The 12,354-nt window shown below is 70.5% G+C and carries 7 protein-coding genes; 2 read left to right on the top strand and 5 right to left on the bottom strand.

Translation table 11 applies throughout. The annotated features are described in order from the left end of the window. Nucleotides 1–271: 271 nt before the first annotated feature. Entirely contained in the window at nucleotides 272–1,846 is a 1,575-nt protein-coding gene (locus FB390_RS22365) for an FAD-dependent monooxygenase (RefSeq protein ID WP_141810697.1), read from the bottom strand. 34 nt (nucleotides 1,847–1,880) lie between these two features. Beyond that, a complete protein-coding gene (locus FB390_RS22360; RefSeq protein WP_246124161.1) occupies nucleotides 1,881–2,504 on the bottom strand; it encodes an acyl-CoA-like ligand-binding transcription factor in 624 nt (207 codons plus the stop codon). Nucleotides 2,505–2,642: 138 nt separating this feature from the next. On the opposite strand from FB390_RS22360, the gene FB390_RS22355 reads away from it, so the two are divergent. Both FB390_RS22355 and FB390_RS22350 read left to right on the top strand, forming a co-directional pair. After that, nucleotides 2,643–3,074 carry a T6SS immunity protein Tdi1 domain-containing protein gene (locus FB390_RS22355; RefSeq protein ID WP_221639346.1) on the top strand — a complete coding sequence of 144 codons (432 nt, stop codon included), beginning with the start codon at nucleotides 2,643–2,645 and terminating at the stop codon, nucleotides 3,072–3,074. 88 nt (nucleotides 3,075–3,162) lie between these two features. Next, nucleotides 3,163–3,495, top strand: a complete 333-nt coding sequence (locus tag FB390_RS22350) for a hypothetical protein (protein WP_141810695.1) — start codon at nucleotides 3,163–3,165, stop codon at nucleotides 3,493–3,495. 193 nt (nucleotides 3,496–3,688) lie between these two features. On the opposite strand, the gene FB390_RS22345 is transcribed toward FB390_RS22350, so the two are convergent. The 3 genes from FB390_RS22345 to FB390_RS22335 are packed head-to-tail and all read right to left on the bottom strand — an operon-like array spanning nucleotide 3,689 to nucleotide 12,229. Then, nucleotides 3,689–5,101, bottom strand: coding sequence for an aminotransferase class I/II-fold pyridoxal phosphate-dependent enzyme (locus tag FB390_RS22345; RefSeq protein ID WP_141810694.1), 1,413 nt, complete (start codon nucleotides 5,099–5,101; stop codon nucleotides 3,689–3,691). Next, nucleotides 5,098–11,586, bottom strand: a complete 6,489-nt coding sequence (locus FB390_RS22340) for a type I polyketide synthase (protein ID WP_141810693.1) — start codon at nucleotides 11,584–11,586, stop codon at nucleotides 5,098–5,100. Before FB390_RS22340 ends, FB390_RS22345 begins: the two co-directional genes overlap by 4 nt. A gap of 13 nt (nucleotides 11,587–11,599) precedes the next feature. Further along, a complete protein-coding gene (locus FB390_RS22335; RefSeq protein WP_185757135.1) occupies nucleotides 11,600–12,229 on the bottom strand; it encodes a GNAT family N-acetyltransferase in 630 nt (209 codons plus the stop codon). Between the last annotated feature and the right edge of the window lie 125 nt (nucleotides 12,230–12,354).

Genomic DNA, 12,354 nt, shown 5'->3' with positions numbered 1-12,354 from the left:
TCGCCGGATAATCGGCATCGAGCGCGGTACGGCCGTGCTGTGCGCCCTCATCGCCACGGCTCTGGCCTGCGGCGTTGTGATATTGACCGGTTCGCTGACCTGGGCACTCGCCGCGGGCGCTTCGATCTGCGCGGGCATGGCGGTGAGCTTGCCGACGATAACTCGACAGGCGCCGCCAGCGCAGACAATTCGCGATTTCTGATCGCAATCGACATATTCCCGTCATCGATTCGCAAAACATCGCACGATCGCGTTTCGCGCCGAACGACTGTCAGCCGTGCGATCCCGCCGAGCCGGGGATCGGCACACCGAACCATCGTTGCGCGGCGGCATGGAGCGCCGCCAATTCCGGGGCGGCCGGTTTTCGCGAGGAGGAAGCCCACACGACGTAACCGTCGGGTCTGATCATCACGGCGGTAACAGCGGATTCGCTTGTGCCGGTGATCATCTCGATGCGATCGCGAGCCGACGGTTCCGCGGCGAGCGATGTCGCGGCCGAAGCGTCGTCCGTCAGGTCGAGCAGCAACGGGCGTGCGGATCTGGTCAGCTCCGCGAGGCGGAATGTTCCGCGCGGAGTGCGCACATCCATATCCGGCGCGAACCGGCCGACCAGCGGGTGCGCGTCGGGGACGCCCATGTCGTACTCGACATCCGCGCCCGCGATCAGATCCGCGAGACGCTGCACGGTGTTTCGGTCGCGGAGGAGTTCGGTGAACAGCTCGCGCAATCCCTCGACGTCCTGGCCGGGCGCGATGAGCGCGGATTGCGCTCGCGCGTTCATCACCATGCGGCGGGCGGCGTGCTTGCGTTCTATCTCGTAGCCGGCGAGCAGTTCGGGCGGGGCGTGGCCGTCGATCTCGGCGGCGAGTCTCCAGCCGAGGCCGACCGCGTCCTGCAGGCCGACGTTGAGGCCGGGACCGCCGCCGGACGCGTAGACGTGGGCGGCATCGCCGATCAGGAACACCCGGCCGTGCGCGAATCGCTCGGCCACCCGGGTGTTTCCACCGGTCAGCCGGCGCAACACGTGCGGGCCTCGGCCTTGCGGCGCGTCCAATGGAACCTCGGCGCCGAGCACACGATGGATGCTCGCTCGCATTTCGTCGAGGCTCATCGGCGCGTGGGTTTCGGCCTGATCCCATTCGGTGGTGCTGACCAGCGGTGGATGGCCGGGCAGCGGCGCGTAGGAGAACCCGCCGTGCTCGGTGCGGTGCGGTTGGAAGGGCCGGATGGCGCCGTATCCCGGAACCTGGAGTGCGCCTGTCTCGGGGTCGAGGGATGCCGCGGGAAGGGTGACGTGCGCGGATCGCACCGTCGTCCGGTCGTAGGTGACGCCGGGAAACCCGATGCCCGACAGCTTGCGCGTGACGCTGTGCGCACCGTCGGCACCGACGAGATAGCGGGCCCGCAGCCGATAGTTTCCGTCCGGGCCCGCGACGTCGACGGCGACATCGTCGTCTTGCTCGATGCCGAGAACCTCGTGGCCCCAGCGAATCTCGGCCCCGAGCTCGGCGGCCCGCTCGGCCAGTACCGCGAGGATGCGATGCTGTGGCACGGGCAGCGCGTAGATCGGGCTGTCGTCGAGCAGCGTCAGGTCCAGATCCATGGCGGCGAACATGAAGTACGCGGAGTTCGGCTGCGGCGGAGCCGGATTGCCGCCGAGACGCTCGAAAAGGCCGCGGCGGTCCATCATGCGCACCACTTGGCCGAGCAACCCGTTCGCCTTCGGCTCGACGCTCGGCTCCGGCAGGCGTTCCAGCACGATCGGCCGGACCCCGGCAAGGCTCAACTCACACGCCAGCATGAGCCCGGTCGGGCCGCTGCCGACGATGACGACATCGGTGGTCATCGAGATCTCCTGAATCGAGGACTATCGGAAAGCGTTACGGGACAGGAAGTCCGGCGGCGAGGCACTCGAACACATCGCGCAGCACCCGCGCGAGCGAGACCGGTTCCTCGGCGCGCAAGCAATGCTCGACGGCCACGGCGCTGCCCGCGCCGATCACCGCGGCCACCAGCTGCGGGTACACGTCTCGCGACGCGTCGGTGCCGGTCCGCTCCGCGACCGCCGCCGCCAGTGCGCTCTGCGCGACCGCGTTGGCCTTGGCCACCTCGCCCTGCAACGCGGGCTCGGCCAACATCAGCCGCAACGCGTCGCGCCAGCGTCGTTCGGCCTCGGAATCAGCACCGGCGCGCTCGCCCGCCGCGAACTGGGCCAGCACCGCGTCGACGATCGAATCCCACAGGGGCTCGTCACTCGGTCGCGCCCGCAGCTCGTCGGCGATGCGCAGCGCGCGCTCGGCGTGACTCGCCGCGATCGCTTCCGCCTTGTTGGCGAAGTAGTTGCGAAAGGTCCGCACGGAGACATTCGCTTCCGCCGCAATGGCTTCCACCGTCACGTTGTCCCAGCCGCGCTCGATCGACAGCCGAATCGCGGCCCGGCTCAGTGCGAGACGCGTCTCCCGCTTCTTGCGCTCCCGAAGGCCCGTGGCTTCCTCCACTGTCACGCCATTCACCGTAGCAAAACATGCCGTTTGTGCAACTTTGCTCATTCGGCAACTTAGCGGCCGGGTAGACGACTCACCGAGGCGCGGCGACCGCGCGGCGTGGAGACAGCAGGCAGCCTCAGCTGATTGGATCGGTGCGTGACAGTCGAAGGTTTTCAATTGATCGGACAGCGGCCGATGGTCGAGGCGATGCCGGCGTGGGCGCCGCACTTTCCGCAGTTCGATCTCGTTTTCGGATATTCGGATCTCGGGCACACGTTCCTGGTGAACAGCCAGTCGGGGGAGTGCGCGGTGTTGCATCCCTACCGAGCCGCCGCGAAGGGATACGGCGCGTTCGCCGATCCGGCCGAGTTCGCGGATCGGGTGCTGCGCGAGCAAGGCTTCGCCGACTACGTGCTGCGCACCGAGCATGTGGCGCGGATTCGCGAGCTGCTCGGGCCGCTCGCGCCGGAGCAGGTCTACATCGCGACGCCCTACCCGTTCCTTGGCGGCAGCGAGGCGCCCGAGACCTACGACACCGGCGAGCTGTGGACGTTTCTGGAGCTCGTCGCGCAAGCTCAGCAACTTTAGTAGCGGGGGGCATTCCGACCGGTCCGTAGACATGTCATGATGGGAACATGTGTTCGAATTGGCGGGCGGCCGGGTTGGGTGGTCGACGGTGAGCGAGGATGGCTGGTCGGCGGTCCGGCGCCTGCCGCGACCGCGTCCGGTCCTGGTCGATCCCAAGCGGATCTGGCTGCTGCCGAACCGGCCGGGACCGCAGCGTCCGTCGCTGGGCGTCGCGTCGAACAGCCTGGACCCGAGGTTCCAAGAACCGTGGGTCCAGGCGACCCAGTACGGCTGGGTCCGGCTGCACCTGGGGCACTACGTCGCCTGGTATGCCGAGGTCGCGGTCGACTACCGCACCCGCAACAAGCTCACCGAGACCACCCTGCGGCACTGGGTGCCCTGGGATGCGGTCCGGTTGCCATCGCCCGAGAAGAAGCGGTGATGGTTACCGCGACGAGGCCGGGCTACGTCCCAGCATCCGCCGCCCGGTCCTGATCACGTGGACTCGTCGGCTAACGCGGCGCGCGGCGACCTCGCCGATACGCCGGTGCGGCCGCGCGACGATCACGACGCGCAACCGCGCCAGTCGAATGCCGACGGGAACCCATGGTCGGTCGCCCGGCCGAGCCGTGCTTTCAGCGCCCAGGCATGGGCAAGGGGCCGAGTTGGTCGGGGGTTTCCGGCGCTCCGATGGTGAGGTCGGGTATGTGGTGGACGATGTCGAGGATTTCGCCGAGTTCCTCGACGGTGTCGAGCAGTTGGCGTTCGGTGTGTTCGCTGGTCAGGAAGAAGCGCAGTCGTTCGGTGCCCGCGGGCACGACGGGGGACAGGATGGCGCCGGCGTTGTAGCCGCGCTGCAGCAGCGCCGCCGCGGCGTATCCGGCGCGGATCTCACCGGGCACGATGACCGGCACGATAGGCGTCGATTCGGAGTCGGCGAGGTCCATGCCTCGCGCGCGCAGCGCGTCGGTGAACAGGCGCGCGTTCGACCACAGGCGGGCCAGCCGGTCGGGTTCGTCGGCGAGGACGTCGAGCCCGGCCAGGACGGCGGCGACATTGGCCGGGGACGGTCCCGCGGTGTAGAGCGCCATGCCGGGCGCGGCGTACTTGATCGCCCGCACCAGGTCGGCGTCGCCCGCGATGAACCCGCCGATGCTGCCGAGCGCTTTCGACAGGCTGCCCGCCCAGATGTCGACCAGGTCGCCGGGCAGATCGAAGTGTTCCCCGCTGCCGAGTCCGGTGGCGCCGAGCACGCCGATGGCGTGCGCCTCGTCGACGAGCACCGCGCAATCGAATGCCCGTGCCACCGCGGCGATCTCGGCGATCCGGCCGAGGTCACCATCCATGCTGTAGTGGCCCTCGATGATCACCAGCGCCCGATCGAACTGGTGGCGACAGGACCGCAGCAGCGCGGCCAGCGACTCGGGATCATTGTGCCGGAACGTGACCCGTCGACAACCCGCCCACTGGGTACCCGCGACCAGGCTGGCGTGCGCGAGCGAATCGCACACCGCGACATCGCCTTCGCCGAGCAGGAATCCGATCACGGCCGCGTTGGTGAGGAACCCGCTCGAGGTCACCAGCGCCGCGCCCGCGCGGTAGATGTCGGCGAGGCGGCGTTCGAGCACGCCGTAGAGCGGGATCTCGCCGGTGACGATGCGGGTGGCCGAGGCGGAGGTGCCGTAGCGTTCGGCGGCCTCGTTGGCGGCGCGGATGACGCGCGGGTGCCCGGCCAGCTCCAGATAGTTGTAGGAGCTGTAGTTCACCAATGCGTTTCCGCCGGAACGGATCACCGCGCCGTTGTGTCCTTCCGGCGACAGGAACAGCGGATGCGGCAGGCCGGTGGCATCGATCAGCCGCTGGATCGCCGCCTGCTTCTCCAGCGCCGCCACCACGGCCGGATGGTCGGCGAACTGACGTCCCGGCCCGCGCCGCACGCTGGTGCGCGGAGTGGTCTGCGCGGCCTTGGGCCGGTCCGGCGGCGCGGCGGTGTCGCGCCCGCGCGCACCGGCCAGCAGCCGCCGCGCGATGTCGCGCTCGTCGGTCATGCCGGAACCGCCCGCGCCCCTGTGGTTCCCACGATGATCTGGGCGATCCTGGCGCCGGCCTGCGCCAGGCTGAACGAACGACCCAGCTGCATGCTGTTCATCTCCACACCGAGGGTCTTGCCGACGAGCGCGCCGAACTCGACCGCCATCAGCGAATCCAGGCCGAGTTCGGGCAGCGGCACCGACAGGTCGATGGAATCCGGCGCCACACCCATCACCTCGGCGAGCTGTTCGGCGAGTACGTAACCGACGACGGCCGCGCGCTGCGCCTCGTCCAGCGCGACGATCTCGCCGCGCAGCCGCGCCGCGGCCGAATTGTCCTCCGAGGCCGCGGCGGTCAGATCGGCGACGCGCGCGGTGTAGGCGAGCTGCGGCGCGGCCAGCACCACCTTGCTCCAGTCGACCGGGATGATCGCGGCCTGCCGGACGCCGAGACGCAATGCCTCGCCGAGGTATTCGGTGCCGTCGTCCATATCGATCGCATCGAAGCCCGCGATCCGCAGGTAGCGCTGCACGTTCTCGTCGGCGTCGACCATGCCGCCCCCGGACATCGCGCCCCAGCCGATGCACAGCACCCGCTCGCCGCGGCGCGCCAGCCGATCGGCGAACGATTGGAGCGCGAGATTGGCCGCGGTGTAGGAGTATTGGCCGATTCCGCCCATGATGGCGCTGCCGGAGGAGTACAGCACGATCAGGTCGGGGCGCACCTGCGCGGCGGTCAGCGCGGCGTGCAACGCCACCGCCCCGTCGAGTTTCGGACGGAAGACGGCGGTCAGGCTGGCCCGGTCCATCGTCGAGATGCGCTGGTCGTCGAGAACGCCCGCCGCGTGGAAGACACCGCGCAGTGGATGCGCTTCGGTGTGGACCCGCGCCACGACCGCACGCATGGCATCGGCGTCGGTGACGTCGGCGCGCTCGACGAGCACTTCCACCCCTTCGGCGCGCCAGGTGTCCAGGTGCGCGCGGGCGGCGTCGGTGCCCGCGCCGCCGCGGCCGATCAGCACCAGGCGCCGCGCACCGCGGCGGACCAGCCAGCGGCCGGTGGCCAGGCCGAAAGCGCCGAAGCCGCCGGTGATCAGATACCGGCCGTCCGCATCGATGGGCACGTCGGCGGATCGTGGTCGCACCGGCGGTGTTTCGCCGGTGAGGTCGAGGGCGATGCGCCCGAGGCGGGTCGAGCGCAGGGCCTCCTCGAACGCGGCGCCGACCGCGTCGACACCGAAACTGTGATACGGCAGCGGACGGTAGGTGCCGTCGGCGAGTCTCTCGTTCACCGCCTGCACCCTGGCCACCACCTCGGCGCGGCGCAGTTTCAGCATGCGGTCGAGGTCGAAGGAGAAGTACGCGACGTTCTTGTCGAAGTTGCGCAGGTCCAGCACGCCGCCGGTGTAGATGTCGGCCTTGCCGACCTCGACGATGCGCCCGAATTCGGCGACGGCCTTGAAGTTCTGGTGCACGATCTCGCCCGGCGCGGTGCTGATGACGATGTCGGCGCCGCGGCCGTCGGTGAGGGCGAGGACGTCGTCGACGAAGTTCAGCGACCGCGAGTTCAACACCTCGTCCGCGCCCTGTTCCAGCGCGTAGGCGCGCCGCTCGTCGGTGCTCGCGGTGCCGATCACCCGCGCGCCGTGGCGCTTGGCGACCTGGATCGCGCAGGCCCCGACGCCGCCCGCCGCCCCGTGCACCAGCACCGTTTCCCCGGCGCGCAGCCGCGCCAGGTCGAGCAGCGAGTACTCGGCGGTGACGAAGGAGACCGTCGAGGTGCACAGTTCCGGGCGGATGCTCTCGGCCGCGGGCCCCACCACCTCGGTACTGGCGACGTGGAAGCGTTCGATCATGCCCGCCGAGGCCAGCCCGACGCGGTCGCCGACGCGCAACCGGGTCACGTCGGGGCCGACTCGCACGACGGTGCCCGCGCCCTCCATGCCCGGCGCGACACCGAAGTGGGTGTCGCCCAACTCGTCCGCGCCGAGGACGCCGAGAATCTTGAGCGGGTCCTTGAAGCCGAGTCCGATGGCGGCCATCCGCACCTCGACCTCGCCGGGGCCGGGCATACGGCGCGCGGCGCGGCGCCAGCCGAGCTGGGACAGCACGCGCGAACGCGGGATGTCGAGCACGAAATTGGCTTCCGGATCGGTCAACGGCTCCGGCTCGTCGAGGGCGGCGAGCCGGTCGGGCAGCGCGCGCGTCACGACGGTGCACCACCGTAATCCATTGCGCAGGAATACTTCATCGGTTCCGTCGGCGCTGAACGCGCCCGGCACGGACAGTTCGGCGAGCAACTCGGCTTCGGAGGTCTCCGGCTCGATGTCGACCAGCCGCCAACGCAGCGGCGGCTGCTCGTTGAGCAACACCCGGCGCGCGCCGGCGAGCGCGGCGTGGGCCGGGTCGGGCACGGCCGGGTCCTCGGGGTGCGCGAAGGCGCGTTCGGTCACGAGGGTCACGTGCAGGGAGCCGTCTCCGGTCAACGGCAGCGGCTCGGGATGCATGGCGTCGGCGACTTCTTCGACGACCAGCGCCAGCCTGCTCAGCAACCACAGGTCGGCGACCGGGTCCGCGCCCGTTCCGGCCACCACGCAGACGTGCACACGGTCGACGCCCTCGGTGGCGTGTGCGGCACCGATCCGCTCGGCCAGCGTTTGCTCGAAATCCGCTGCTGCTTCGATGATTTCAGATCGATCGGTGGAGCGCGCGATCTGTTCGACGCGGGCGTGGGCGGCGCCGGACATCGGGACGACGAGGGTGTACGCGGTGGCGGCGCGCGGCAGCGCGGCGCGGTCGAGCGGGTCGCGCAGGGTCCAGCGTTCCTCGTAGTAGAGGTCTTCGAGCCTGCGCAGCAGCCCGCCGCCGAACGGCACCGCCTGGAACTTCGCGCCGGCGATCTGCAGCACCAGGTTGTGCTCGGAGTCCAGCACCGCGATTTCGGCGCGCAGCGGTTCGGTCAGCCGGGCGACGACCACCGCGCGCGACGGCAGCGGCGCGAACATCCGCACGGCGGCCGCGCCGACGGGGATGACCGCCCCCGCAAGTTCGGGCCCGCCCGCGTCGCCGAGGGAGACCACCTGCCAGGCCGCGTCCAGCACGCACGGGTGCGCCAGATGCCCGGCGCCCGCGGCGATACTCGCGTCCAGCGTCGCGACGACGGTGTCGCCGTCCACCCACGCCTCCCTGACCAACCGGAAGGCCGGGCCGTGGGCGACGCCGGTCGCGGTCAGGTCGTCGTAGAGGGTCTCGGGCGCGACGGGCGTCATGGCGGTGGTGTCGGGGACCGCCACCTTGCCCGGTTCGAACGCGCCCTCGACCAGGCGGCCGGTGGCGTGCACGGTCCACGTCGTACCGACCGCGGTCCGGGAGCGGATGGTGAAGCGGCGGGTCGACTCCTCGACGCGCAACTGCATCACCGGAACGTCGCCGCTTTCGACGAGCAGCGGCGCGATGAACCGCACCTGCTCCACCGCGGCGATGCCGTGCTTGATCGTCGCGCCGTACTCGACGGCGGCCGCACTCAACGCCGCGTCCAAATACGCCGCCCCTGGCAGGATTCGGGAGCCGTCGACGACGTGGTCGTCGATCCAGGGCAGCACCTCGGCGGCGATCTGGATGGTCCAGTGCCGCTCTTCGTCCAAGCCGGGGTCGCCGAGCATGGTGTACAAGCCGGGGGTGCCGTACCGCTGCTGCGACGATTCCGGCAGGTCGGAGCGCAGCCGCTTGCGCTGCCACGGGTAGCGGGGGAGCGGCAGGTGCGCGACCGGTGTGGCGCCGACCAACGCGGGGATGTCGAGGGCGCCCGCGGCGTAGAGCCCCGCGATCGTCTCGCGCATGCTGACCGCGTCGGCCTGCTTGCGCCGCAGCGTCGCGACGGTGGCGCCCCTCTCGCCCGCGTGCAGCAGCAACTCGCGCAGGTTGGCGGCCAGCACGGGATGCGGCCCCACTTCGAGGAACACGCGTTCGCCCGCGGTGATCAGGCCGCGGATCGCCGCGGCGAAGCGCACCGGCCGGCGGACGTTCGCACACCAGTAGTCGGCGTCCCAGTCCGCGTCGGTCACCCGGTCGCCGGTCACGGTGGAGTAGATCGGGATCGACGGGGGCCGCGGGGTGAGGGTGGCGAGGGCGGCGCGCAGCGAGCCGAGGATCGGATCCATCAGCGCGCTGTGGTACGGCACCTCGACCTGGAGCCGCTTGGCGAAAATACCGTGCGCGGTGAGGGATTCGGCGAGCTCGTCGAGCCGGTCGACCGCGCCGGAGAGAGTGACGGCGGTGGGGCTGTTGATCGCGGCGATGTCGACGCCCGCGCCGAGCAGGTCGGCCGCCTCCTCGGCGGGCAGGCCGACCGCGAGCATGCCGCCGGTGCCCGCGGTCGTGGCCTGGAGACGAGCGCGGTGATAGGCCACCGCGACCGCGTCGGTCAGCGAGAGCATGCCGGTGACGTAGGCGGCCGACACCTCGCCGACACTGTGCCCCACCACCGCCGACGGCCGGATGCCCCGCGCCGCAAGGGTTTCGAAGAGCGCGACCTGGACGAGGAAGTTGGCGGGTTGAGCGATCTCGGTAGCGGTCACCCGGGACTCGCCTTCGGGGCGGGTCAGTTCCGCGCGGAGGGACCAACCGGCCAGCGCGGCGAACGCCGTGTCGACGCGCTGGGCCGCCGCGGCGAAGACCGGGTCGGCGGTGAGCAGGTCGCGCGCCATGCCCCACCACTGCGGTCCCATGCCGGTGAACACGAATACCGGCCCGGCGGAGGGGTTTCCGACGGTGCGCACCGGCGCGCGACCCTCGCCCGCGGCGAAGCCGCGTAGGTCCGCGATCAGCTCGGTGGAGTCGACGAACGGCACGCCGACGCGGAACGTGTGGTGGTGTCGCCTGGTCCAGGCCGCAGCGGCCAGGTGATCGAGATCGGCGCCCGCGGTGAGCAGGTCGGCGTAGCCGGCCGCGAGCTCGCGCACGGCCTGTTCGTTGCGCGCCGAGATGGGCAGCACGCCGCGGTGGCGGTGGGCGGATGCTGCGGACAGGTCGCCCGGCGCGGATGCCACGTCGGCCGCCGCGGCTGCTACGTCACCCGCTGCGGCTGCCGCATCGAACGCCGCCGGAGCATGGCCGACCAAGGCGAGCGCCCGGTCGACCGACGTGGGCACCGGGTCGACCGGCACCGGCGCTGCGCTGGAAGCCGCCGGTGCTGCGCCGGGACCGTGTGCGGGCCGGTACTCGCGCAGGATGGCGTGCGCATTGGTACCGCCGTAGCCGAATCCGTTGACCGCCACCGTCATCCACTCCTCCGGCTCGACCGGCCGCGCCTCGGTCTGAATCGTCAACCGCAGTTCGTCGAGCGCGAGGTCCGGATTGAGTTCGTCGTCGAGCCAGCCCTGCGGCGGCAGCGTGCGCCGGGAGATGGCCAGCGCCGCCTTGATCACGCTCGCGACGCCCGCGGCGGCTTCGGTGTGTCCGAGTGTCGCCTTCACCGACCCCACACCCAACGGCGCGGTGCGTCCCGCGACGGCTCCGTAAGCCCGCCCGATCGCGCGCAGTTCCAGCGGGTCGCCGACCGGCGTTCCGGTGCCGTGCGCCTCGACGTAGGTCACCTCGTGCGGTGCGATGCCCGCCCGCGCGCACACCGTTTTCGCCAGCGCCTCCTGGGCTTCGGCGTTGGGAACGGTGATGGCGGTGGTGCGGCCGTCCTGGTTGGAGCCGGTCGCCGCGAGCACCGCGTAGACGCGGTCGCCGTCGGCTTCGGCATCGGCCAGGGGCTTGAGCACGACCATGCCCGCGCCCTCACCGCGCCCGTACCCGTCGGCGGTGGCTCCGAAGGACTTGCTTCGTCCGTCCTCGGCGAGGAAACCGCCCTTGCACATGGAGATGAAGGTGCCCGGTTGCAGCATCAGGTTCACCCCGCCCGCCAGTGCGGTGCGGCAGTCGCCGTCGCGCAGGGCCTGGCAGGCCAGGTGCAGCGCGACCAGCGACGAGGAGCACGCGGTGTCGACTGTGACGCTGGGCCCACCGAGGTCGAGCGCGTAGGAGATTCGATTGGACAGCATCGTGTAGGACGCGCCCGCCGAGGAGTGCATGTCGATGTGCGGGACCGCCTCGCCGGTGAAGCCCACAGCGAGCTGGTCGAGGGTGAACGCGCCGAGGTAGACGCCGACCGGCGCCTCGCCGGTGCGGCCCGCGATGCCCGCGTCGTCGAGCGCTTCCCACGCGACCTCGAGCACCAGCCGCTGCTGCGGGTCCATCGCGGTGGCCTCGCGCGGGGAGATGCCGAAGAAGTCGGGGTCGAACGCCCACGGATCGGTGGTCAGGAACGCGGCGCGTTTGGTGTACATCCGGCCGGGCGCGCGGCGGTCGGGGTCGTAGTAGCGGCGGTAGTCCCAGCGGTCGGCCGGGATCTCGGTGACCGCGTCGCGCTTGTTCACCACGAAATCCCAGAACGTGTCCGGCGAGTCGATGCCACCGGCGTAGCGGCAGCCGATGCCGACGATCGCGATGTCGCTCACGAAAGGTGCTCCTTCACTCGGCAAGGCTGCTCGGCAGCCACATCATCACGTTGACGAGGGGACCGGTGCGTCCGATCCGCACCCGGCCCACGCGCAGCGCCCCCAGCGCCTGGTAGTAGGCGACGTTGCCGTCCTTGCAGACCCCGAACATCGGCGCGCCCACCCGTTCGACCTCCGCGAGCGCGTAGGCGAGGACCGCCCGGCCGACCCCGCCGCGCTGGTGCGCGGGATCGACGCCGAGGGTCACGCCGAAGAAGTGCGGCAGGCCCTTGGCCAGGTTGGTGATCGTGGCGTCCATCGCCAAGGCGCGTGGGCCGCCGGAACCCATGGCCCACACGAACTCCGGGATCGAGGCGAGGTAGCGCAGCGGCCCGAAGCGGTAGTCCGGGGTCTGCCACAGTCCGCCTCCGACGATGCGTCCGGCACTGGTCGCGACCAAGGCCCCGCCGGTGGGCAGGTATTGGTGGCGAATCATCGCCCTGGTCAGCCGAGGCTGGTTGCGGCGGCGCTGCGCGGGGTCGGGAAACATGTACTCGCCGAACGGATCGTCGGCGTCAAAGGCTCGATCCAGCACCGAGATCAGCTCGGGCACATCCTGTTTCGTAGCGGTTCGCACCACTACGTCGTCGAACGTCTGAGGCACCAGGAACTTTCGTGACGTGTTATGTGAAAACCCCTGCCCGAGCAGGAATTTCTATTTACAAACAGCAACGTACACCAATCATCCGCGGCGCGCAGCGGAAAGCTACCCGCCGGTAATCGAGGAAA

Source organism: Nocardia bhagyanarayanae, from assembly GCF_006716565.1.
GTDB lineage: Bacteria > Actinomycetota > Actinomycetes > Mycobacteriales > Mycobacteriaceae > Nocardia > Nocardia bhagyanarayanae.
Note: the sequence above shows the minus strand (reverse complement) of the source record. Positions and strands in the feature narration are given on the sequence as shown.